This is a genomic window from Pseudoalteromonas sp. SR41-8 (assembly GCF_014163915.1).
Lineage (GTDB): Bacteria > Pseudomonadota > Gammaproteobacteria > Enterobacterales > Alteromonadaceae > Pseudoalteromonas > Pseudoalteromonas rhizosphaerae.
The window spans coordinates 20887-44775 of the sequence record NZ_JACJEE010000036.1; the positions used below are offsets into that span (position 1 = coordinate 20887).

The following is a 23889-nucleotide window of genomic DNA, read 5'->3' on the forward strand; positions in this document are numbered from 1 at the left end:
TTAGGTCACTAGATTGTTACTGAACATTTCAAGCCCACAAAAATGCTGGCGAGAACAAAAATCAGCTCGACAAGCCAACAAGATTTTTATACCTTGCCTAGGTGTTTCTCAAGGTAATAATTTAAACGTGAAAACTAATTTAATCACCCGCGAAGGGTATTTACAGCTGCAACAAGAACACGACCACTTATGGAATGTTAAACGCCCTGAAGTCACAAAAATAGTGAGCTGGGCTGCTAGCCTTGGTGACCGTTCAGAAAATGCTGATTACCAGTACAATAAACGTTTGTTAAGACAAATAGATCGTCGCGTGCGGTATTTACGCAAACGCATGCCAGATCTAAAAATAATTGATTACTCGCCGCAGCAAGCTGGTAAAGTGTTTTTTGGTGCATGGGTCGAAATAGAAAATGAACAAGGTGAAGTGCTGAAGTTTCGCATTGTTGGCCCTGATGAGATTTATGACCGCAAAGATTATATCTCGATTGATTCGCCGATGGCGCGCGCATTATTGAAAAAACAAGTGGATGATGAGTTTTATGTTACAACTCCGCAGGGCAAAAAAGAGTGGTACGTTAACAGTATCAGTTACCCTGGGGCTTCATAAATCCTCAGTAAAACGATAGATCCTCGCTTCTCATTATTCAGATAAGGTTAATTATTGATTGTCTAAAGTGAATTTGTAGACTATAAATATAAGTACTCAAGTAAAGCATTTCGCGCTTGAGTTGAATATTAGAAGGTAGTAGTTATGTCAAACGTAATACATCGCATAGTAAGTAATGCCGTGTTATTTACACTTTTAATGAGTGTGAGTTTGACTGTAATTGCTCAAGGTTTTGACGACCACGACCATTTATCCCCAACCGCAAACTATGTTGCTTGTGACATTCCTGACCAAGCTAATCTTGACGTTGACTTAGACACACACGTTGACGGGATCTCTATCAGGGTGCTTCAACCACTCCCTGAAAACATTTTATCACTTTATGTGAGTACCACTTTCGTACAACCTTTTAGCTATGCGTATCAGCGTGGACCACCGGCTTATTTTATTTAATTTATCGCTTAAAAACTTGATTAAATTTAATAACATAATTGGTGATTACTATGGCTAACTTTAAAGAACTTCGTACTCAAGACATTTCTAAAGGCGTTTTATCTCACACTTACCGTGACACTCAGCCGTTAATTGATTTAACGTCTCCGGCTTTGAAAATGGTCAATAATTTTACTCAAAAAGACCCGCTACGTGCTCATTTTGAAACCAGCATTGTTGATGCATTAAAACAGATCACTAGCCAACATACAGACTTTATTTTAGTAGTAGATGACAAAGAAAAATTACTTGGTATAGCATCTAGTGCGGATCTACAAAGCTCAAAAATTATGATTTTAGCACAGCGCTTAAATGTACCTCGCAACGAAGTTAACTTACTTCATGTAATGACACCACTTAGCCACTTAACTGGCGTAAGTATGCAAAGCTTAAGCTATGCTTGTATTGGTGATGCACTACAAACAATGGAACAAAACGGTATTATGTTTTTACTGGTTACTACCGCACATAATGAAATTTGTGGTTTAATTTCAGCTCGAGAAATTGCTAAAACATTACAAATTCCGTTACATATCACACCTATCGCGCACAGTTTTAGTGAAGTAATGCAACATATTGAACACCCTCATTAAGCACTGATACATGTTTAATTGAACCAACTATTTAAAAGGCCTTAAAGTATATAAATAGCATACTTTAAGGCCTTTTTATTAAGCCCTGCTGTGATATTATTCAAGCAATTAATTACGCCAAAACTATCGTTCTGGTCTTCAAATTGTTTAATAAGGTTTTTGCATGAGCAATATCTCTGCACGTTTAGCCACTGAGCTGAATGCTCAAGAGCAACAAGTTATAGCTGCTACAAAATTACTCGATGAAGGTTCAACAGTGCCTTTTATTGCCCGCTATCGTAAAGAAGTAACGGGTGGTTTAGACGATACCCAATTACGATTGTTAGAGCAGCGTTTATCGTATTTAAGAGAGCTGGAAGAACGTAGAGCCTTCATTCTTTCGACGATTAAAGCGCAAGATAAACTCACCACCAGCTTAGCTGCCGATATTAATAATGCGGACAGCAAGACTGAACTTGAAGATTTATATTTACCTTACAAAGCTAAGCGCCGCACTAAGGGACAAATTGCTATTGAAGCTGGTCTTGAGCCGTTAGCGAATGCTTTATTTAATGATGCTTCTTTAGATCCTGAGCAACAAGCCGCTGGCTACCTAAATGCAGAAGCCGGCTTTGCTGATGAAAAAGCAGTTCTGGATGGCGCTAAATTTATTTTAATGGAACGCTTTGCTGAAGATGCCAAGCTGCTCGCCAAATTTCGTAGTCACATCAGTCAGCACGGTCAAATCGAAGCAAGCTTAATCAAAGGCCAAGAACAAGCTGGCGCTAAATACCGCGATTATTTTGAGCATCAAGAAGCGCTTAAAAAAGTGCCTTCGCACCGCGCTTTAGCTATGTTGCGCGCGCGCAACGAGGGTATTCTACAGTTAACAATCAACCCTGAGCCAAGTTCAGAAAACCCGGCCCATATGTGTGCCGTGATGATTGCCGATCATTACCGCCTTGATATTAACAACCAAGTAGCCAGCCCTTGGTTACTCACTGTCGTGCAGTGGGCCTGGAAAATTAAGCTAGGCTTACATTTAGAAAACGAATTTTTAGCAGCCATGCGTGAAAAAGCCGAAACAGGCGCTATCGATGTGTTCGCTAAAAACTTAAAAGACTTACTTATGGCTGCCCCTGCTGGGCCTCGCATAACATTGGGCCTAGATCCTGGTCTGCGCACTGGCTGTAAAATTGCCGTTGTTGATAGCACTGGTAAGTTATTAGCCACACAAACTATCTTCCCACATGCACCACAAAATCATTGGGATAAATCAGTACGAACGCTAGAGCAGTTATGCCGCCAACATAAAGTCGAACTAATCGCTATTGGTAACGGCACCGCTTCACGCGAATCAGACAAACTGGTTGCTGAATTAATCAAAGCAAATAGCGAGCTAAAACTCAATAAAATTATGGTCAGTGAAGCTGGCGCATCGGTGTATTCAGCATCAGAATTTGCTGCTAATGAGTTTCCTGATTTAGATGTGTCGTTACGTGGTGCGGTTTCAATTGCGCGTCGCTTACAAGATCCACTTGCTGAACTTGTGAAAGTGGAGCCTAAGTCAATTGGTGTAGGTCAATATCAGCACGATGTATCACAAAGCCAACTAGGGCAAACTCTGACTTCTGTTGTTGAAGATTGTGTGAACTCGGTAGGTGTAGATTTAAATATGGCCTCAGTGCCATTGCTTGCGCGTGTTTCAGGGTTAAATAAAACCTTAGCGCAAAATATTGTTAATTATCGCGATGCTAACGGTTCATTCACTAAACGCTCAGAGCTAAAGAAAGTAGAGCGTTTAGGGCCAAAAGCATTTGAACAAGCCGCCGGTTTCTTAAAAATTAGTAATGGCAGCGACCCACTTGATAAATCATCAGTTCACCCGGAAGCTTACCCTATCGTTAAACGCATTTGTGAACAAAATAGTCTCGATGTAAATAACCTAATTGGTAACTCAGAGCTGCTGAATAAGTTAGTTGCCAATGACTACATTGATGATAAATTTGGCTTACCAACGGTTACCGACATCATCAGTGAACTTGATAAACCTGGACGCGACCCTCGTCCTGATTTTAAAACAGCAGAGTTTAAAGCAGGTGTTGAAAAAATCAGTGACTTAAAGCCAGGGATGATTTTAGAAGGCGTGGTTTCAAACGTAGCTAACTTTGGTGCTTTTGTTGATGTGGGTGTGCACCAAGATGGTTTAGTACATATTTCAGCGATTACTAATAAGTTTATCTCTGATCCGCGTGAAGTAGTTAAAGCAGGTGATATTGTAAAAGTAAAAGTAGTGGAAGTTGACGCTGCCCGTAAACGTATTAGTTTTACCATGCGTTTAGACGATGACATTGATACCAGCAATAAACCTGCTCCATCAGTCAGTCAAAAGCCGCAAGCTAATAATCGTAACAATGCTCAGCAACCTCGCGCTGCAAAACCAACACGCGATACCGGTAATGCGATAATGGGTAATGCATTTGCAGATGCCTTCGCAAATGCAAAAGTGAAAAAATAACGCTTAAGCAAAAACGCCACAAACTCAGTTTGTGGCGTTTGCAATTCTGCTATTTAAATCTGATTTAAAAGTAATAACGTAAGGTCGCTGCAATATCAGCATACTCATCAACGTAACGGTATGAAGCACCTAAAATTGCTTTTTCAGTCAAGGTGTAATTAAAACCCGCTTTTAAAACAACGTTATTGTCACTTTCTTCATCATGTAAACGCTCGTAGCCTAAGCCTGCATTTACTTCGAATTTATCCGTGACTAAATGCCTAACTTGCACATTAGCAGAGAGGATATCAGCACTATCTGAGTCCGAGTAAGCTGATTCTGACGATGAGAATACTTGGCCATTAAACCTTTCTTCGACTAGGTTTATGAAGTCAGTGCTGTACTTCAGTCTACCTAGACTGATACTGTAATCTAAATTGGTAACTGCAGATAAACGTTGAATATAACCCGCACTGAGCTCTAATCTAGTAAATTCAGCGTCTAGCTTTCCTTCAGTGTATAACTGTGACGTTCCTACATACTCACCGTTTTGAAAGATATCACGATAATCCTCAGAGACACTATTTGACAGATCATCTGATGTGCTTGCATATAAACCGGTTAGATACCAATTACTACTTACTTGCTTGCTAAGCTTAACTGCATAACCATCAAAGCTAAGTTCATCCAAGTCATCTACGTCCATTTTTGCATAGCCAACTTCGACATAGTCATAACTTAAGCCAGCCGTTTCATTCGCCACCGCTGTTATTGAAAAAAGTGATAAAGCACCTGCGATTACTGCATATTTCATTTAATTGTCTTCCATAATAAAAATCGTAGGGAAAATAGCAGTTACAGTAATATTTCACAATTAATTGCATACATCTTTAGGTAAATAAATGTGAATAACCACACTTAAAAAATGATTTATTTGGATTTAAATTGAGGAAACACATATTACGAGGGAGCAACTATATGGTTGCAGAAAAGCCAGACTGTCCATAAGGCGAGGTGGCGGCTTGATAAAACTGCGCAATGCGACCTGCACGCTGCTCAACTTCAATATCGCGCTTAGCCGTTGCGGTTTCTGATTCAGCAGTAGTTGCAGCTTTCTCATCCTTTGTTAATTCGTTATCTACTTTGAACGATGCTGATTGCGTACTGCTTTCATCATCACTGTCTATATTACTAAGCTCTGCTTGCGCTGCAGCGAGCTTTTGAGTGGCATCAGCAGCAATCGAACGATCAGCACCAGAAGGCTCTGCCGGCGCTAAAGCTGCAGCACGTACCGTTTGCATTTTCTCTATTGTAGCTCGCGGGTCACCTGCTATTTCAGCAACGTCAATTTGTACTTCGCCGCCAACAGCGTAATTGGTACCATCAGGTCCACGTTGGTACTCATAACTTGGCGAACCTGCGTGTTGACCACCAACTGATGAATGAGCTTGCTCATGAATACGTACTTCAGTATCACGCGCTTTTAACTCTTTAATTTGCTCAGCGTCTTGTTGCTCTTGCTGAGCTACTTGCTCTTTTTGCTTTGCCTCTTTCTCTTTATCTTGTTGTTGCTGTTCATTTTGCTCTGGATTTTGCTCTGCATCTCCCTGCTGACGCTCTTGAATTACTTTTTCGTCGGCAAGTTTACCCTTGGCATCATAAGTGCCGGTATCAGTTGTACCGGGTTGTTTAGTTTTTTCATTATCACCGAGCGCTTTGTTTTCAGCATTAGTCGGTTTTGTAGCTGCAGGTGGCGGGATAACTTCCCGAAGTTGGTTGTCACGCCGAGCGGTTTCCGTATAAACATTTGCGGTGTTTATATTAATATTTGGAAATGGCGTGACAATGTTCATGGCAAATTAAACACGAATATCAATCAAAGTCCCCAGTACTTCGTCCGCGGTTTGAATTGATTGCGTATTGGCTTTGGCATTAAACTCTTCGACCTTTAAATTGACCAAGGCTTCATCAATACGTGGTGGTTGTGACACAGGAGCGGTTACCGCTTCTTCCGGACGAGCAGCTTGCAGCTGGCGCTGTTGGGCAAGCTGAGCGTCGTCTTGTTGCTCAATGCTGGCGCGATTTATTTCTGCGCTGGCTTTCTCTATACCCTGACTGGCACGATTAAAACCTTCAACACCGTTATTAAACACAGATCCGATTGGCATACAACACCTCCACCAATGATATATTGGTTAATTATCGCTCATAAAACAGTCAAAATAAAGCTTTACTGCAGAGTTTTTCAAACCACCGTAAAGTTACTTTTCAAAGCATTGATTTGACGGCAGATAAAAACTCTTTTTTATGGGATATAAAAGGTGCGTGTGACGCCTTATCGATCACTTCATACTCAAAATCGTGTTTTAAAACTTTCATTTTGGTTACTGCGCGATACGGTACCAATGCATCTAAACGGCCAAATACAGCACGGATTGGCACTGGACAACAGGCAAAAGCATCGCGTAAATCATCTTGCTGTAAAATATCCAAACCAGCAGTTAATGCGCACTCTTGTGGAGCCGGAAATTCATTGAGTAACTGTTTAAGTTGTTTAATATCATCTCGGGCATTTTCACTGCCCATCGCCTGTATTGCCAAAAAGCGATCGATGGTTTTCTCGCGATGAGTGACTAACTGCTCTTTAAATGCAGCTAATACATTTGCTTTTATTCCTGGCCAATCATCGCCTTCAGCAAATAATGGAGTTGCAGCAACTAATATCACTTTCGCGACTTTTTCAGGCCAGTGCTTTGCAATATAAAGAGCAAATAAACCACCTAAAGACCAGCCCATTAAGGTAGTGTTTGGCTGTAATTGATTGCTTAATTGTAATGCAGCGGCATGCAAAGTATACGGCTTTGGCGATGTTTGATTATTACCGTAACCGGGTAAATCAACACTGCGTACTGTATCGTTATGCATAAATTGAAGCTCCGGCAAGATCAACTGCCATACGCCTTGATTCATCCCCCAACCATGTAATAACACCAGCTCATTTTGCATTTTTTATAACCTTGCTCCAAACTTAGCGCTCATAATAGCGTTTGAGGGAATGAATGCAATGACTGCTTTTCATCAATGTTTTCAACAGCTGGGCGATTGGTTTTTTCCTTCTTTTTGTGTGCAATGCCAAAGTATTATCCGTACCAAACATAGTTTATGCGAACATTGTTTAGCTGATTTGCCGCTATTAGATATAACCACACATGCTAATTTACTGTATCGCCCAGATGTGGTTGAGTTATTTCCTGATTGCCAATTCGATTACCTGTTCGCTTGCGCGTGGTATCGTCCCCCTTTTGATGGTTGGCTCACGCAACTTAAATTTAGTAACCAGATTCATTATAAAAACGCATTGTCGTTAATTATTAGCCAACAACTGACTGTTAGTAAAAAAAATAGCGAAATATGGCCAGATTTATTTATTATTTTACCTCTACATCAGCAGCGTTTTTTAAAGCGAGGCTTTAACCAAGTATCACAATGCTGGTTGCCATGTTTAGTAAATGAAAATATTGATTCTCAGAGTTTACAGCGTACAAAGAAAACCCAAGCACAGTCATCACTTAGCAAAGCTAAACGAGTAAAAAACTTACATGGCGCATTTATATGTAATACCGATATGAGCGGAAAAACAGTTGCTATAATTGATGATGTGATGACAACAGGAGCAACTCTTAATGCAGCTACCATCGCCCTTAAAAAGGCTGGTGCTAAGCAAGTTTGGGCATTTGTAACCTGCTTAACACCATTAGGACATTAATACTTAAGCTAATTAATTAATCGGCATTCGCTCTAAATGTGTGACCAAAAAACAATGCATTGCTCAATAAACGACTGGTACCGTACCAATAGCCCCTAAATACCGGATCATCTGTCATACCAATCACACTGCCACGACCATACGAATGTGCCACTAAACCAGCCGCTCCCGCTACTTGCTCAACATTCACATCATCGGTAAAGCCCGCTAGTAATGGCTTTTGCGTATACTGCAACACATTTACAAATGGTGCAGCTGACATTTCAAGTAACCAAGTACTATTTTTAAATACTGGTAAGGTGTCACGCTGTAATGAAAAAGTAAGTGGGTGCGTTAAATCGGCTTTAGTATTAAATATCGCTCCAGCAATACGTTGACGCCCAGCTAAATGATCTTTATCACCATAGTTTAAGCCATCCGTTTTGAAGGCGCTGGCAACATCTCGGCGTGATAAATAACTGGTTTTTAATAGTTGTTGATCGACTAAAAACTTAGCCCCACCTTTGTGGCCCCAAATAACTCCACCTTTACGTACCCAAGTTTTAATTGCTATTTTGTCAGCATCTGAAAGCTTATTGTAATTTCCATGAGCCAAAACAATGTGGCTGTAATCACTAAGTTCAAGATCACCAAAACGTTCCATTTCCACAATGGTAGGTGCCACACCAACAAAGCGATCTAAGTAATACCACACTTCACCTACTTCATATTGACTAGTCCCTTGGCCACCAACGAGTAATACTTTAGGCGCTTTAACTACCGCTAACGTCCGCGAGCCTAAATCGACACCCTTTGCCGTTAAGCCAGAAGTAATAGGCGTAATTGCAATACCAAACTCATTTTGTGCACTATTTAATAACGACACCCATTGCGGATTTTTTTGAATCCCAGCAGGAATAATAATACTACCCGCAGCAAATTCCTGTGTACTTGCAAGCGATTTAGCTGATAACGGGCTGAGCGCCACACGAGCTTGCACACCTTGCTGTAATAATTTATTAAGCATTTTCGGAGCTAAATAATTATCCCATTTAAAGCCAAACGCATACTGTGCATCTAACGCAGCAAATTGTGGTTTTTCAGGCTGTTGCCATGCATTTTTACTAACGTCTAAGCCCCAGCCACTTTTAATTGCTGCAAACTCCAAGTTAAAAGCATGGGCTAACGTCCAGCCGGATACATCATAAAAAGTGTTATCAACAAAACGCTTTTGCTCACTAAAAATGGCTTTAACTAAGCGATATTGCGGCTGGGCTAATGGCACAAAATAACTTTTCGCAGAAAAATTCTTACCATCCGCTTTTACTGCTTTATTAAGTGGATAAGCTTTGATCTGATGCTGTTTCAATAAATCTAAAAAAAGTGCGCTACGTGTTGTATCTGCACCGCCTTGCACTACATAACCTTTATAATCTTCATCATTAGCAAGCTCTATAGCATTATTGTAAAAACTAGCTTGGTAATCGAGTAATGCTTGGCGATTATCTATCGCAGCCTGAAATGTAGATAGGCTCGTAAGCAGCTGGTTTTTAATCGTAAATGCAAAACTCAGCGGTCCATTTATGGTTTCTTGCAGATGACCACGAGAACTTGCTTGCTCAAATAAAATACCCACACCACCATTTACATCTGGATAAGTTGAACCTTTGCCATAGTAAAAATCATCAAAGCTTTCTTCGGTAAAATATAACGCGTTGTGTTCATCCAATGTTTTAGCATGATAGTTACCTATTGCCTTCGTGAGACTGACATTTTCATCAGGGGTGATCGGGTGCTTACGTGATGGAATACCTGGCTGAAAGAAAAAAGTGCTATTGGGACCCATTTCATGGAAATCAGTAAGAATATTGGGTTTCCAGTAATGAAACTTAGCAATACGAGCACGAGATTCAGGGTGTTGTAGCAGCAACCAATCACGATTTAAATCAAACCAGTAATGGTTAGTACGGCTACTTGGCCAGCTTTCAATATGCTCCCGAGTTTGTGGATCAGACGATAAGTTCATACCGCGATTACTATTCGCCCAATTCGCAAAGCGTGCTAAACCATCGGGGTTTAATGAAGGATCGAGTAAAATAACCGTGTTATTTAATAGCGTATCAATTTCTTTACCTTGCGCCGCAGCTAAATAATAAGCCACTAGCAAGGCTGAATTACTACCAGAAGATTCATTGCCATGAACGCTATAACCCATCCAAACGACCGCTGGCTGATCGGTTTCTTTGGCTTTTTCTGGATCGGCTAAACGCGCCAAGTGCGCCTTACGTGTTTGCTCCACATTCGCCAACTTATCAGCTGCGGTGATAGTTAGCATAACGAGCGGGCGCTGCTCATGGGTACGACCAATGACTTCAAAATTAATACGGTCACTTTTTTGTGCCAATATTTCCATATAACGAACGAGTTGATCATGACGTACGTGCCACTGCCCGACTTCATAGCCTAAAACCTGCTCTGGAGTGGGAATAGTTGGATCAAATTTCACATCATCATTGAAATAATATGAAAGCGGTTGTGCTAAACAAGAAAAGCTTAGCAATAGTGTAAAGATTGTTATTATCAAACGCATAGAAAACACTCAGTAAATGATCAATGTTTGCACGCTACCATTGCTTAAAATAGATGCCAAATTTTTACGCTCAACACTGGCGACAACGCGATGAGCGGAGTATGATAACCAGTATCCGAGTAATTTAGTCAAGTATAGTTGTTTTATGATTTCTATTTCCGAAACCGCACAATCGCATTTTGCAAAATTATTAGCTGACCAAGCTGAAAAAACAAATATTCGCGTATTTGTTGTTAACCCTGGCACATCACAAGCGGAATGTGGTGTATCTTACTGCCCTGAAGATGCAGTAGAAGCCACCGATATTCGTCTTCCTTTTAACGGCTTTGATGCTGTAGTTGACACAGAAAGCGCGCCATTTTTAGAAGAAGCTGAAATTGACTTCGTTACCGACAAAATGGGCACTCAGTTAACACTTAAAGCCCCCAATGCTAAAGCCCGTAAAATCGGTGATGACGCAGGACTTAACGAACGTATTCAACACATGTTAGAAACAGAGGTTAACCCTCAGCTTGCTAACCATGGCGGCCAAGTAAGCCTTGTAGAAGTAACTGCTGAAGGTATTGCTGTTCTTCAATTTGGCGGTGGCTGTAATGGTTGTTCTATGATCGATGTCACACTAAAAGAAGGCATTGAAAAAGAAATGATTGCTAAGTTCGATGAAATCACCGGTGTTGCTGATATTACTGATCACAAAGCTGGCGATCATTCTTACTATTAATAGTAGGCAGTCATGCTAAAGCCGCTGATATATCGCTTAGGTTCAGAGCCTAAGCTCAGTTTAAAGCGCTTTTTACGCGGCTTAGCACTGTTTGTGCTAGCCGTGATATTAATCACCCTCGGCTATTATAGCCACTACAGCTTACAAATCATCGGCTTAGTAATTTTAGCCATCGCACTATTCTTCGCCGCTTGGGGCTACTTAGGTATCTTTGCTAATCGCTTTTCGCAGGTATTAGACAGAAAAGATTCCCGTCCAGAAGAAGATCCTGATCTTTGGAAATAGTCAAAGCTCTAGGTTCTCTGAAAATACTGCCATGAAAAAGCACTCATCAACAATACCTATTTAATTTGTCTTACTTTATTTCAGTTGTTGCGGGAGCCTGAGTTTATGGAGAGCGAACCGACGACCTTCGGGTTATGAGTAGCCCAATCTTTGCACTCACTGAATTTTAGACATAAAAAACACGCTTTAGGCGTTTCGATTTAATAGAACTTGTTATTTCAATGGTTGCGGGAGCCAGTATTTATGAAGAACGAATCGATGACCTTCGGGTTATGAGTAACCCAACTTATGCGTGTTACTAAATTTCAGACAAAAAAAACACTCATTAAGAGTGTCGATTCATTATTACTTTATTTCAATGGTTGCGGGAGCCAGAATTTATGAAGAACGAATCGACGACCTTCGGGTTATGAGTAGCCCAATCTTTGCACTCACTGAATTTTAGACATAAAAAACACTCATTAAGAGTGTCGATTCATTATTACTTGATTTCAGTGGTTGCGGGAGCCGGATTTAAATAGATGGCCTTTGCTGGCTAATGTAGAGCTGAGACCGACGAGCTATTTATTTCACTGAATTTTAGACATAAAAAAACACTCATTAAGAGTGTCGATTCATTATTACTTGATTTCAATGGTTGCGGGAGCCAGAATTTATGAAGAACGAATCGACAACCTTCGGGTTATGAGTAGCCCAATCTTTGCACTCACTGAATTTTAGACATAAAAAAACACTCATTAAGAGTGTCGATTCATTATTACTTGATTTCAGTGGTTGCGGGAGCCAGAATTTATGAAGAACGAACCGACGACCTTCGGGTTATGAGTAGCCCAATCTTTGCACTCACTGAATTTTAGACATAAAAAAACACGCTTTAGGCGTGTCGATTTAATAGAATTTGTTATTTCAATGGTTGCGGGAGCCTGAGTTTATGGAGAGCGAACCGACGACTTTCGGGTTATATAGCAACATCAAGATCTTCACTGAATTTTAGACATAAAAAAACACTCATATAGAGTGTCGATTCATTATTACTTGATTTCAGTGGTTGCGGGAGCCGGATTTGAACCGACGACCTTCGGGTTATGAGCCCGACGAGCTACCAGGCTGCTCCATCCCGCGCCTGAAATTGCAGATTTATTTATAGTTGCTATACATGACAACTTGGCTTCCAATAAAAATTGGTTGCGGGAGCCGGATTTGAACCGACGACCTTCGGGTTATGAGCCCGACGAGCTACCAGGCTGCTCCATCCCGCGCCTGTATATTTTAAGTCTATCGACTAGTGATTTTTAACTCTCACCTAGAGTTTACAGTAACCGCTTCTTAAAAAGAATTGGTTGCGGGAGCCGGATTTGAACCGACGACCTTCGGGTTATGAGCCCGACGAGCTACCAGGCTGCTCCATCCCGCGCCTGTAATTTCTTTTTCAACGGTTTCGCGTTATTTGCGAGCCTGTTTCGAAGAGAGCGCTATAGTATAGGAATCATATTATAATGCAACAGTTAAACTGCTTAAAGCTGTTCAACCGAACAAAAAGCAAACAAACAGAGTAATTAAAGCGCTCTTTGGTGTGGACTGATCATTTTTTGCCACTCCCAATCAGGGTGACCCATCACTATAAAGTCAGGGTTCTCTGTACTCTCACGCTGATTGTAGGTTAATGGATTAAATTCAGCATCAGTAATACAGCCACCTGCTTCTTCAACAATTATTTGCGATGCTCCCGTATCCCACTCACCTGTTGGCCCTATCCGTAAAAAACAGTCAGCTTTACCCTCAGCAACAATACATGCTTTTAAAGAGCATGAACCTACAGCAACTGTTGTAAACTGCGCGTTCAAGTATTGACTAACAGCTTCAATTTTTTGACGACGACTAACAGCCAAAGTTAAGTTATCTGGAGTGGCAACATTGATCTGCTGCTCTACGCCATCGACACGCTTAAATGCACCATTTTGATAACTGGCAAAGTAAGTTGTCTCTTTCGCTGGCCAATAAATCACCCCAAGCACTGGGCGATTGTTTTCAATCAAAGCGATATTTACCGCAAAGTCGCCGCTTTCTAAAATAAACTCACCGGTACCGTCCATTGGATCGAGTAACCAATAGCGCTGCCAATCTTGCCTATCCGCTAAAGCAGGGATTGGTGTTTCTTCTGACATAATAGGAATATCTGGCGCTAGTGCTTTTAATCCAGCAACTAACACATCGTTAGCGGCTAAATCGGCTTTAGTGACAGGTGTGTGATCTGACTTTTCTTGCTGGCCAATATCATCTTTCTTGTAAATAGCCATAATCGCAGCACCAGCGCTTTGCGCAAGCTCAATACATGGCTCAAGTAATTCAATCATTCGCAGCTCCTGATTCTAAATGCTTAGTTAATAATAGCAAAGCTGCAACGCTTCGTGCTTCGGTGAAGTCTGATTGTTGTAATAATGACTGCCAATCGGTTAATGGCCACTTAACAACCACTAATGGTTCTGGCTCGTCCCCAACTAAAGTTTGCGGATAAAGTTGTTGCGCAAACAATATGTGCATAGTCGCATTAAAGTAACTGGGTGCCATTGAAACCACTTTAAGTGGCTGAAGTTGCTCAGCACCAAAGCCAACTTCTTCTTTTAATTCTCGGTTTGCTGCTTGTTCTGGTGTTTCACCAGGATCAATTAAGCCTTTTGGGAAGCCTAGTTGATAATCATTAGTGCCAGCACAATATTCTCGTACTAACAGTAATTCATTATCAGCTGTTAATGGCACTATCATTACAGCCCCTCGGCCACCGCCGCGGATCCGTTCGTATTGACGCTGTTCGTCATTTGAAAATTTTAATTCAAGTGATTCCACCGTAAATAATCGGCTTTTAGCAACAACTTCGATGCGAAGAATTTGTGGTGGTGTTGGGTGCTTTTTCTGTGTCATTGGCATTAATTTGCTATCATGGCAGTTAGTTCAATAATAAACCCTATAAGATGAAATTCCTATGTTAAATTGGTCAAAAATCGATACTGTGCTGCTAGATATGGATGGCACTTTGCTCGATCTCCATTTTGATAATCACTTTTGGCTGACAGTGATCCCTGAGCAACTCGCTATCGCAAAGAATATTAGTTTGGCACAAGCCCAAGCGGATATATTAAAACGCTATCAAGCCGTTAGCGGTCAAATCCAATGGTATTGCTTAGATTACTGGGAACAACAACTTAATTTACCTATTATGGAGCTAAAATATCAGCATCAGCACCTCATTAAAATGCGTGAGGATGTACCTGCATTTTTAACATCGTTGCGAAAAGCGGGTAAAGAGTTGATTTTACTTACCAACGCACACCCGGAAAGTGTCATGCTCAAGTTTGAAAAAACCAATATTGATAACTATTTAGATGGTGTGGTGTCGACTCATCAATATGGTGTGAGTAAAGAGCAGCAAAGCTTATGGCAGCAAGTACAACTCGATTTAGGTTTTGATAAGCAGCGTACGCTGTTCGTTGACGACAGTTTAGCGGTACTAAACGCCGCAAAAGAATATGGTATTGGCCATTTATTGGCGGTTGCAAACCCAGATAGTAAACAACCGTACAATGAAATCAGTGACTATTTGAGCGTCACTGATTTTCGTGACATGCTGCCTTAATTTTTAGGGTAGCGAGCCTCTAAGCCTTGATATACAAGCTTTGCAAAATCAGCATGTTCCGTATTCAGGCTTTTAACGACCTCAACTAAATGCTCGTTATCTTCTTTGCCATGCCATTCTTTAATGTAGCTACCATCTTTATAACCATGATCTTGGCGGAAAAAATTAAGCGTATTTTTACCTACATAGCCTCGATATAAATCATCAATATCCATACCTATTTGCGCCATACATCCAGCGAAGGCTGCGGCGTTAAAGGTTTTCTCAGCGACGGCTGACGCGGCGAGAATTTCTAACGTTTGTTTGAAATCATCAGCTTGTTGCGGTGCACTTAACTGTTGTTCCAACTGCTTAGCAAGATCTAAATAACTGGTCTCACCATCAATGCGTAACGATAAACCGAAGTGAAAAATATCAACCAATTCTAAAATAACTTGCTCGGTATCTGGAGTTTGCTTTTTCCACCATTTCCAACCGTAATGATCAAGCATTTCAGCGCATTCAACCCAAATAGCGCGATACCATTCAAAGCCTTGGCTAAACCATTGATCATGAACTTTGGTGTTCATGGCATTTTGCATTTCTAGCATCACCACTAGTTTATTTAAATTGGCAGACATATCTCTTCCGGTTACTATTTTTTAATTGTAGTTAATAATACAGATAAATACTCTTCGATGAAATCGATTCTACGTGCTGATTGTGGTTAATACGCAGAGGTCGCTAACACAAATATTGCCAATATAGCTAAGGGCATTTCATTACGCGGCACCCGAGGATATTTTGCTAACTGAAAACTGACGGCTACCTACCTGTAGTAAATTCTTGCCATGAATTAATCAGATCAACAAAATCTTCAAAACCACAGCCACTACTTAAACCATTTTCCTCGAGCATAAGCTCATCATCTTGATAAGCAAATAAATCTTCAGAGTCTTGGTGCAAGGCATGGGCTTCAAAAATGGCTTCATCTTTATTTAAGATCAAATCAATTTCTTGGCCCTGTAGCGTTAACGGCTCAAAACTACTTGATACTGAGGCTATTAAAGCTTGTACCATAGCAATTTTGTCTTTGCCGATCTCTTCATTTAACCAACGGCCAATAACCGCATGTTCACTGCTAATTTTAATCCGCAGGCCACTTATTGGATCGCGTATAAATTGGTATTCCATAACTTTACCTAAATACAACTAATGATCGGGATTATACCCTAGTCAGTGCTGAATAAATAAAGCCAGTGACAAAAATAGCGCTAAAAAGCGCTATTCTTTGAAGTGATACAGCTACCGATAAGATCTAAACCGCGCGGCATCAATGATTGCCCAAATATAGACGATCGGCAGTAATATAAAACCAATCGCAACATAAATAAGCGCGCCACTAATAACCCACGCTAGGAAGAAACCAATTGCCGCCATGATCCGGCCTTGAACTAACTGCCCTAAACCTGGGAAAAATATATTACAAATCGCTGCGATAACATTACCGCCTGAACCTTGCTCTGCCATGTTAACCTCAATTATTAATTTAATTTTATTCTTATCTACTTACATTCTTCATGCCAATTATTTAGTTATTAAAAATCAATATGTTAAAATCAACGGTAATACGAAGAACTAGCTAAAATCGTGATTTTTACTAAATATAAGTCAAATTGGCGATATCACTTCACACCATTGATCTAGCTTAGCTAAAAAATGACTATAAATGAATCATTAAGTTTTTAAAGCCTTTAGACTATGTATTAAATTAACTGGTTATAAAAACAGTATTTTATTTAGCCTAACAAAAACACCTGTTATACTGCTTTTAATATTGATTGAAAAGGCGTGATGATGGACGTTTCAGAATTACTCGACGGTTTAAATGATAAACAACGGGATGCAGTTGCAGCCCCACTCCAAAATATGCTGGTGCTTGCTGGCGCAGGCTCTGGGAAAACTCGAGTACTCGTTCATCGTATCGCATGGTTAATGCAGGTTGAGCAAGCCTCCGCTTATAGTATTTTTGCAGTAACCTTTACCAATAAAGCAGCTAAAGAAATGCGCACGCGCGTTGAACAAGCCCTTCAAGCACCAGTAGGTGGTATGTGGATTGGTACTTTCCATGGCTTATCACACCGTATATTGCGCGCCCACCATCGCGAAGCAAACTTACCAGAAGCGTTTCAAATTTTAGACTCTGATGATCAACTTAGAATGATCAAACGCTTATTAAAAGCCATGAATATTGATGACAAAAAATGGCCTGCAAAACAGTTTGGCTGGTATATCAGCGCCAAGAAAGATGAAGGTCTGCGCCCCAAAGATATCCAAGCTTACGACATCAACGAACAAATGATGCTTAAAGTTTACACCGCTTATCAAGAAGCATGTGATCGAGCAGGATTAGTTGATTTTGCCGAAATCTTATTACGTAGTTTTGAAGTACTAAAAAATAATCCAACCTTACTACGTCACTACCAGCAACGTTTTGCCCATATGCTAGTAGACGAGTTTCAAGATACCAACACCATTCAATATGCATGGCTTAAATTATTAGCCGGCGATACCAACAGCATCATGATCGTAGGTGATGATGACCAAAGTATTTACGGTTGGCGTGGTGCTAAAATTGAAAACATTAAGCGCTTTTTGACCGATTTTAAAGCCGAAACTATTCGCCTTGAACAAAACTATCGCTCTACTGCCACTATTCTAAAAGCGTCTAATGCACTTATTCAAAATAACTCAGACCGAATGGGTAAAAGCCTCTGGACTGATGGCAATGATGGTGAACCTATTTCTGTTTATGCCGCTTTTAACGAATTAGACGAAGCGCGCTTTGTAAGCAGCAAATTACGCAGCTGGTTAAACGCTGGTAATGCCCTACAAGATGCGGCGATTTTATATCGTAGTAACGCGCAATCGCGGGTACTTGAAGAAGCCATGTTACAAGAAGGCTTGAAGTACCGCATTTACGGCGGTATGCGCTTCTTTGAACGTCAGGAAATTAAAGATGCGCTGGCATATTTACGGCTCGTAGGTAATCGTCAGGATGATGCTGCATTTGAGCGAGTGATTAACACTCCTGCTCGTGGCATTGGCGATAAAACCTTAAGCCATATTCGCGATTGTGCGCGTAGCGAATCATTGCCATTATGGTACGCCGCCAAAGCCATCGTAGAACAACAACATTTATCAGGACGTGCGGCGACGGTTGTTACTAAGTTTGTTGAACTGGTAGAACATATTGAAGATAAAATTGGTGATCTCACTTTAGAAGAGCAAGCGAAATACGCTATTCAAACATCTGGTTTAATGGCGATGTATCAAGCAGAAAAAGGCGAAAAGGGCCGCGCCCGGGTAGAAAACTTAGAAGAGCTGATCAGCGCCTGTGGCCAATACGAACTCCCGGAAGATGAAGAGTTTAGCTCACCACTGCAAGGATTCTTGGCTTATACCTCACTGGAATCCGGTGATGGTCAAGCTGAAGAACATGAAGATGCAGTGCAAATGATGACGTTGCACTCAGCGAAAGGCTTAGAGTTTCCACTCGTATTTATGGTTGGTGTTGAAGAAGGCATGTTCCCATCTCAACAAAGTAATGAAGAATCAGGTCGGTTAGAAGAAGAGCGTCGTCTTTGTTATGTCGGGATGACTCGTGCGATGGAAAAACTCTATATTAGCCATGCCGAGAGCCGCCGTCTTTATGGTCAAGAAAAGTACCACAGTCCATCACGCTTTTTACGTGAAATGCCTGAAGATTGTATTGAAGAAATTCGTATTAAAACTCAAGTATCGCGACCACCCGCAGCAGGACGATTTAGCTCATCAGTTAGTCATGCCGTATTTGAAGAAAGTGGCTTTAGCTTAGGACAACACGTATTACATGCAAAATTTGGTATGGGAACGGTTATTAATTACGAAGGCAGTGGCGCTCAATCTCGCGTACAAGTGAATTTTGATGACTTTGGTAGTAAGTGGTTAGTAACTGTTTATGCACGACTACAAGCCATTTAACTCGTTAATAAGTAATATCCTACCGCAAATTGCCTATGCTAAACATAGGCAATTGCTACTCATTACTGGCGAACAAAACTGGTGTTATCAACAGGCTAATGAGTTACTCAAGCAACTTTGCCATCCGCTTGTTAAGGTATTATCAACTAGTGGCGAACTCACTGACAGTAGCTGGCCTGAACATACTCATCAAATTCTTGGCCAAGAATTTCAGCATGTTATTTATGACGGTTTTAGTGGCTTAGTGCCAGACAAATTTGCTGCTCTTAGTGGCACTGTTCAGGCTGGCGGTTTATTTATTGTATTGTTGCCAGAACTTGATGATTTACACTATTGGTGTGACCCAGCACTGACCGCCTTTCAATCATTTGCTCAACAACAACAGCAGAGTTATTTTAACCAACGCTTTGCACGCTTACTCCAGAGTAATTTGTATCTGCACCTCAGCCAACAATCAGGCTGGCAAACGTTACCAGAAACAAGCCAGCTAGCAGGTAAAATAAACCTAACTGAACAGCAATTTTGCATCGAGCAAATCATTAGAACTGCCAACGGTAGAGCCAATCGCCCTTTATTGATCAGCGCAGATCGTGGCCGCGGAAAATCGGCGGCTTTAGGGCTTGCTGCTGCAACACTTAACGATAAAAAAATACTCATTTGTGCACAGCAGTTTAACGCCCTACACAGCTGTTTTAAACACTTTGCCGCAGCACGAGGATTAAGCTATCAAACTCGGGATAAACAACTCGCCAACTTGCATTATATTGCACCCGATCAATTACTAAATGAACTACCTGACTGTGATGTATTGTTGGTTGATGAAGCTGCTGCGATCCCAGTACCATTATTAATTAAAATGCTCACGCATTATCCCCGCATTATATTTGCCAGCACTATGGTAGGTTATGAAGGGAATGGCCGCGGGTATACTTTAAAATTCAAACGTTACCTAGAGCAACATTATAAAAATATGCATAGTGTTACTCTAGAGCAACCAATTCGCTTCGCAGCGAATGATCCGCTAGAACAGCATATTTGTAATTTGTTAGCACTTGACGCCGATTATCAAGATATTACGCTAGACACCAGCGCTCTGCTCTATTCTGAACTGACTCCCCAACACCTTGCTGAAAATGAAGCACTACTGCGTCAAGTCATTGGGCTATTAGCATTAGCGCATTATCAAACTAGCGTGAATGACTTGCGCCACTTACTCGACGCGACAGAGCAACGCATCTTTGTATGTCAGCAACAAGGCGTTATTATTGCAGTATGCCTAATTGCGATTGAAGGCGGTTTAACCGCAGACTTGAGTCAACAGGTTGTTAGTGGTCAACGTCGCCCACAGGGGCATTTGATGGCGCAAACATTAGCACAGTTAAGTGCTAATGCTGACGTACTAACAAGGTTGTGTGCTCGTGTTGTGCGCATTGCTGTAGCTCCATCACAGCATAGTAAATGTATTGGTTCACAACTTATTGCTCATTGTGAACAGCAACTAGCATCAAGCTGTGACTGGTTTGGAGCCAGTTTTGGCGCTAATGCGAGCCTACTCAAGTTTTGGCAAATGGCGGGGTTTAGTTTAGTTAAACTAGGCTTTATGCAAGATAAAGCGACTGCAGAACATGCAGCTCTTGTGGCTAAAAGTTTAACTGATCGCAGCTCGCTAATTAAAAATCTGAAAACTGATTTTCAATCAGACTTTGCATTGCAACTACTTGATCATTTCAATCAGTTAGATCAACAATTAGTCGAACAAGTACTGCGTGACTGTGCTCAACATAACGCTGATAACATCCAAGATACACGTCTAGCTGCATTACTAACAACAGATTACCAAATTTTTACCATCAAACCTTTATTGTGGCGGACACTTTGGTGCACACCAAGCAGCTTATCTAATTGCGATGAAAATACCAAATGTCTTTTTATTAGACTAATATTACAAAACTGGTCATCACAAAAGGCACAAATAGTTTTACAGATCCGTGGTAAAAAATCACTCGATAAACTATTCAAACAGGCTGTTACTAATTGGTATGAACAATACTTACTTAAAAAATTACCTTAGCGTTCTTTTCTTCTTTTCATTTTCACATAGCAATTTCGCCTATGCCGAGAACAAGCCAGCGATAAAATTAGGCATGTCTACCGCGTTAACAGGACCTGCCAAACAAATTGGTGAACAACTTTACCTAGGTAGTAATATCTATTTTAACAAGCTAAATAAAAACGGAGGTATCAACGGAGCACACGTAGAATTAATAGTCGCCGACGATGGTTATGAACCAAAACGCGCAGTAAGTAATACTCGTCGCTTTATTTATCAAGACAAAGTAGATGCGCTATTCGGTGCAATGGGAACTCCAACAAGCTTTGCTGTTTTACCAATCCTTGAACAACTGCAAATTCCATATTTAATGCCTTACAGCGGCGCTAAATTTTTGCATTATCAGCCAACAATTAATGTATTCAACATAAGAGCTAGCTACGATGATGAAGCTGACGAGCAAATAAAATACCTAGTCGAAGAAAACAATCACACACGTATTGGGTTTTTAATTCAAGCAGATGAATTTGGTCTTGTAGTAGAATCTGGATTGCGAGAATCGCTCGCCAAACACAATCTAAAGCCAGTTAAAGTCGCTCGCTATCAACGAAATAGTAATGATATTAAGGGTGCTCTCAAAGCACTAAAAGCCAGCGGTGCTACTGCCATTTGCTTAGTCGGCACATACAAACCATTATCTGAATTTATAAATAGCGCATATGAACAACAGTTTATGCCTGACTACACCAGTATATCTTTTGCCTCAAGCAATGACTTATTTGCTCGCCTAAAATACCCCAGTAAACTTATGGCGACCGAAGTAATTCCTAACCCTAATAAATGTAACGCTTATTGGTGCACTGAATTCTTCAAAGATATGGCTGCAGCGCAAGTTAGCACACCTAGTCGTCTGCACTTTGAAGGCTATCTCAATGCAATGGTGTTTAGCGCCGCAGCACAACGCTGCCCGCAACCACTGCAACATAATTGTTTAATGCAGCGCCTAAATATTATTTTTAGTGAAGATAAACAAATAAACGCGTTATTCGTCAATAAAACTGATAAGAATAAGCATACTGTCTATCGCTCTGTGTTTTAACAAAATAGCTGCGCTTTCTAAATAATGTTCTATTATTAAGCTATATATTTAGGAGGTGAGGACACTATGGACTTAATTAATTTTAGAGTAGGCCAGAAAACAATTTCATTAAAAATTCTCGACATACTTTTAACTGAACGCTTTGAAGATAATTTAACCTCATTACCTAACGACAATAAAAGTTTTATTGGTGTTAAAGACTATATGGAAACCCCCACTCCAATATTTGATCTAGGTATTATTCTCAACAAACAATCAACACAAGCTACCAACTTATCATTAGTGAATTTATTTAGTGAGTGGGAACAAAAACAACACGAATGGTTTTTCGCACTTGAAAATAGCATTAACCAAAATCAACCTTTTAACCACAACACTGACATTCAGCAATCTAACTTTGCAAAATGGTACAGCAGCTTTAAAACCGAAAATGAAGATCTTAAAGCAATTATAGAACGATTTAAGATCCCTCATGCACGCTTGTATAGTCGTGCTAATAAGCTAATTGAACTAGTAAAAAAAGGCAATCCAAAGCAAGCTCTTATTGACCTAAATATTGAGCGAAACAGCAATTTTATGCAATTAATTAGACTGTTCGAATCAGCCAAAGAACAAATTATTTTAGATTATAAACCAATCATCATTTTCACAACTAAAGATGGTAGAAACCCACATATAGGACTACTTGTTGATAAAGTCGAGGATAATATCAGTTATAAAAAAGAAGATATCAAGCCTTTAGATAAGCTAACAGATGTAGGTTTTGACATTGACCCGCAGACCAAAAATATGATGCGAGGATTAATAAAACTTGAGCATAAACATAGCGTACTCATAGACCCAAGTGCAATCTTTAGACCTGATCACTTAATGCATCAACATGCTGAAGAAACAGCAGAATATGGGTTGTTTTAGAAGTGCATTTTCTAGATAGCAGTTCCTTTTAAAGGGCGCTAGTTTCTCAAGATTAAAAATGGCGCACACATGTCAAAGGTTAACACTGACGGCTCGAAGCCATTAGCTTTCCTACAGACGTAAAAAAGCCGCTTCATTTCTGAAGCGGCTTTCTCAATTTGGAGCCTAGCAATGTCGTGGTGCCTACAGCGATAAAAAGTCACATAGCAAATGTATAGAGTAGGCTTTAGGCTCTTATTCTTTTTTACCTAAAACCTATTGCCTTTAACCTCGAACCTTCTTTTTACTTTATTCCAGACGTAAAAAAGCCCGACTATTGCTAGTCGGGCTTTCTCAATTTGGAGCCTGGCAATGTCCTACTTTCACATAGCAAATGCTACACTATCATCGGCGCTGTTTCGTTTCACTACTGAGTTCGGCATGGGGTCAGGTGGGTCCAAAACGCTATTGTCACCAAGCAAATAGGGTGCAAAGGAGTAATGACAAAGCACGTAGTGCTTACATTTCCTTTGCGCAAGGTGCCTCAACTTTAACGCTACGCGCTAAGAGTCACCTTATAAATTTGGAATTCTGATAATAAAGTTTTCAGTAAATCTACTTTAGTCTATTAACTTCTTGCGCTATCAACTATCACATAAAACGCGTTTGGCGTTGTATGGTTAAGCCTCACGGGTAATTAGTAC

General features: G+C 40.5%; 22 protein-coding genes, 3 tRNA genes and 1 rRNA gene. 12 read left to right on the forward strand and 14 right to left on the reverse strand.

All coding sequences use genetic code 11. From position 1 onward, the window contains the following. Positions 1–127: 127 nt before the first annotated feature. The 4 genes from greB (at position 128) to H5162_RS18290 (ending at position 4189) form a co-directional block, all read left to right on the forward strand. On the forward strand, positions 128–607 hold the full coding sequence (gene greB / locus H5162_RS18275) for a transcription elongation factor GreB (RefSeq protein ID WP_149983060.1): 480 nt from the start codon (positions 128–130) through the stop codon (positions 605–607). 144 nt (positions 608–751) lie between these two features. Further along, positions 752–1060, forward strand: coding sequence for a hypothetical protein (locus H5162_RS18280; protein WP_145242531.1), 309 nt, complete (start codon positions 752–754; stop codon positions 1058–1060). Positions 1061–1110: 50 nt separating this feature from the next. Next, the gene (locus tag H5162_RS18285) at positions 1111–1692 is read left to right on the forward strand and encodes a CBS domain-containing protein (RefSeq protein WP_145242533.1); all 582 of its coding nucleotides are present in this window, start codon (positions 1111–1113) and stop codon (positions 1690–1692) included. Between the two features lie 163 nt (positions 1693–1855). Continuing rightward, entirely contained in the window at positions 1856–4189 is a 2334-nt protein-coding gene (locus tag H5162_RS18290) for a Tex family protein (RefSeq protein ID WP_182779246.1), read from the forward strand. Between the two features lie 64 nt (positions 4190–4253). On the opposite strand, the gene H5162_RS18295 is transcribed toward H5162_RS18290, so the two are convergent. From H5162_RS18295 to bioH, 4 genes are all read right to left on the reverse strand, one after another. After that, complete coding sequence (locus H5162_RS18295) at positions 4254–4982, reverse strand: hypothetical protein (protein WP_182779248.1); 729 nt, start codon at positions 4980–4982, stop codon at positions 4254–4256. A gap of 160 nt (positions 4983–5142) precedes the next feature. Further along, positions 5143–6021, reverse strand: coding sequence for a putative metalloprotease CJM1_0395 family protein (locus H5162_RS18300; protein WP_182779250.1), 879 nt, complete (start codon positions 6019–6021; stop codon positions 5143–5145). Between the two features lie 6 nt (positions 6022–6027). Then, positions 6028–6336 carry a hypothetical protein gene (locus tag H5162_RS18305; protein ID WP_145242541.1) on the reverse strand — a complete coding sequence of 103 codons (309 nt, stop codon included), beginning with the start codon at positions 6334–6336 and terminating at the stop codon, positions 6028–6030. A 100-nt stretch (positions 6337–6436) separates the two neighbouring features. Further along, entirely contained in the window at positions 6437–7174 is a 738-nt protein-coding gene (gene bioH / locus H5162_RS18310) for a pimeloyl-ACP methyl ester esterase BioH (RefSeq protein WP_145242543.1), read from the reverse strand. Positions 7175–7232: 58 nt separating this feature from the next. Here bioH and H5162_RS18315 point away from each other — a divergent pair, with 58 nt between their 5' ends. Further along, positions 7233–7934: a ComF family protein gene (locus H5162_RS18315; RefSeq protein ID WP_182735700.1), complete on the forward strand. Its 702-nt coding sequence runs from the start codon at positions 7233–7235 to the stop codon at positions 7932–7934. 16 nt (positions 7935–7950) lie between these two features. On the opposite strand, the gene H5162_RS18320 is transcribed toward H5162_RS18315, so the two are convergent. Continuing rightward, positions 7951–10503, reverse strand: coding sequence for a M14 metallopeptidase family protein (locus H5162_RS18320; RefSeq protein WP_182779252.1), 2553 nt, complete (start codon positions 10501–10503; stop codon positions 7951–7953). Positions 10504–10648: 145 nt separating this feature from the next. Here H5162_RS18320 and nfuA point away from each other — a divergent pair, with 145 nt between their 5' ends. Beyond that, positions 10649–11224, forward strand: coding sequence for a Fe-S biogenesis protein NfuA (nfuA, locus tag H5162_RS18325; protein ID WP_145242549.1), 576 nt, complete (start codon positions 10649–10651; stop codon positions 11222–11224). A 12-nt stretch (positions 11225–11236) separates the two neighbouring features. Next, positions 11237–11509, forward strand: coding sequence for a hypothetical protein (locus H5162_RS18330; protein ID WP_145242551.1), 273 nt, complete (start codon positions 11237–11239; stop codon positions 11507–11509). A gap of 1045 nt (positions 11510–12554) precedes the next feature. Here the strand turns inward: H5162_RS18330 and H5162_RS18335 are convergent. The 5 genes from H5162_RS18335 to nudE form a co-directional block, all read right to left on the reverse strand. Continuing rightward, positions 12555–12631, reverse strand: a tRNA-Met gene (locus tag H5162_RS18335). Between the two features lie 60 nt (positions 12632–12691). Then, positions 12692–12768 (reverse strand) — tRNA-Met (locus tag H5162_RS18340). A 78-nt stretch (positions 12769–12846) separates the two neighbouring features. Continuing rightward, positions 12847–12923, reverse strand: a tRNA-Met gene (locus H5162_RS18345). A 142-nt stretch (positions 12924–13065) separates the two neighbouring features. Then, the gene (gene cysQ, locus H5162_RS18350; RefSeq protein ID WP_145242561.1) at positions 13066–13863 is read right to left on the reverse strand and encodes a 3'(2'),5'-bisphosphate nucleotidase CysQ; all 798 of its coding nucleotides are present in this window, start codon (positions 13861–13863) and stop codon (positions 13066–13068) included. After that, positions 13856–14428 carry an ADP compounds hydrolase NudE gene (gene nudE / locus H5162_RS18355; RefSeq protein WP_182779254.1) on the reverse strand — a complete coding sequence of 191 codons (573 nt, stop codon included), beginning with the start codon at positions 14426–14428 and terminating at the stop codon, positions 13856–13858. The genes cysQ and nudE overlap by 8 nt, the downstream gene beginning before the upstream one ends. A 61-nt stretch (positions 14429–14489) precedes the next feature. Between nudE and yrfG the strand changes: the two genes are divergently transcribed. Further along, on the forward strand, positions 14490–15140 hold the full coding sequence (gene yrfG / locus H5162_RS18360; protein ID WP_182779256.1) for a GMP/IMP nucleotidase: 651 nt from the start codon (positions 14490–14492) through the stop codon (positions 15138–15140). Here the strand turns inward: yrfG and H5162_RS18365 are convergent. The 3 genes from H5162_RS18365 to H5162_RS18375 all read right to left on the reverse strand — a co-directional run bounded on the left by H5162_RS18365 (position 15137) and on the right by H5162_RS18375 (position 16649). Beyond that, positions 15137–15760, reverse strand: coding sequence for a dUTP diphosphatase (locus H5162_RS18365; protein ID WP_182732324.1), 624 nt, complete (start codon positions 15758–15760; stop codon positions 15137–15139). The genes yrfG and H5162_RS18365 overlap by 4 nt on opposite strands. Before the next feature lie 184 nt (positions 15761–15944). Next, positions 15945–16313: a YacL family protein gene (locus H5162_RS18370; protein ID WP_145242569.1), complete on the reverse strand. Its 369-nt coding sequence runs from the start codon at positions 16311–16313 to the stop codon at positions 15945–15947. Positions 16314–16424: 111 nt separating this feature from the next. Beyond that, positions 16425–16649 carry a hypothetical protein gene (locus H5162_RS18375; protein ID WP_145242571.1) on the reverse strand — a complete coding sequence of 75 codons (225 nt, stop codon included), beginning with the start codon at positions 16647–16649 and terminating at the stop codon, positions 16425–16427. 327 nt (positions 16650–16976) lie between these two features. On the opposite strand from H5162_RS18375, the gene uvrD reads away from it, so the two are divergent. From uvrD to H5162_RS18395, 4 genes are all read left to right on the forward strand, one after another. Then, positions 16977–19142, forward strand: a complete 2166-nt coding sequence (gene uvrD, locus H5162_RS18380; RefSeq protein WP_145242582.1) for a DNA helicase II — start codon at positions 16977–16979, stop codon at positions 19140–19142. Beyond that, positions 19120–21213 (forward strand): GNAT family N-acetyltransferase, encoded by a 2094-nt coding sequence (locus tag H5162_RS18385; RefSeq protein ID WP_182760398.1) that lies wholly within the window; start codon positions 19120–19122, stop codon positions 21211–21213. The genes uvrD and H5162_RS18385 overlap by 23 nt, the downstream gene beginning before the upstream one ends. A gap of 73 nt (positions 21214–21286) precedes the next feature. Then, positions 21287–22291: an ABC transporter substrate-binding protein gene (locus H5162_RS18390; protein WP_259398276.1), complete on the forward strand. Its 1005-nt coding sequence runs from the start codon at positions 21287–21289 to the stop codon at positions 22289–22291. 66 nt (positions 22292–22357) lie between these two features. Next, on the forward strand, positions 22358–23206 hold the full coding sequence (locus H5162_RS18395) for a chemotaxis protein (RefSeq protein WP_182779258.1): 849 nt from the start codon (positions 22358–22360) through the stop codon (positions 23204–23206). 343 nt (positions 23207–23549) lie between these two features. Here the strand turns inward: H5162_RS18395 and rrf are convergent. Next, positions 23550–23664 (reverse strand): 5S ribosomal RNA (gene rrf / locus H5162_RS18400). Positions 23665–23889 lie beyond the last annotated feature (225 nt).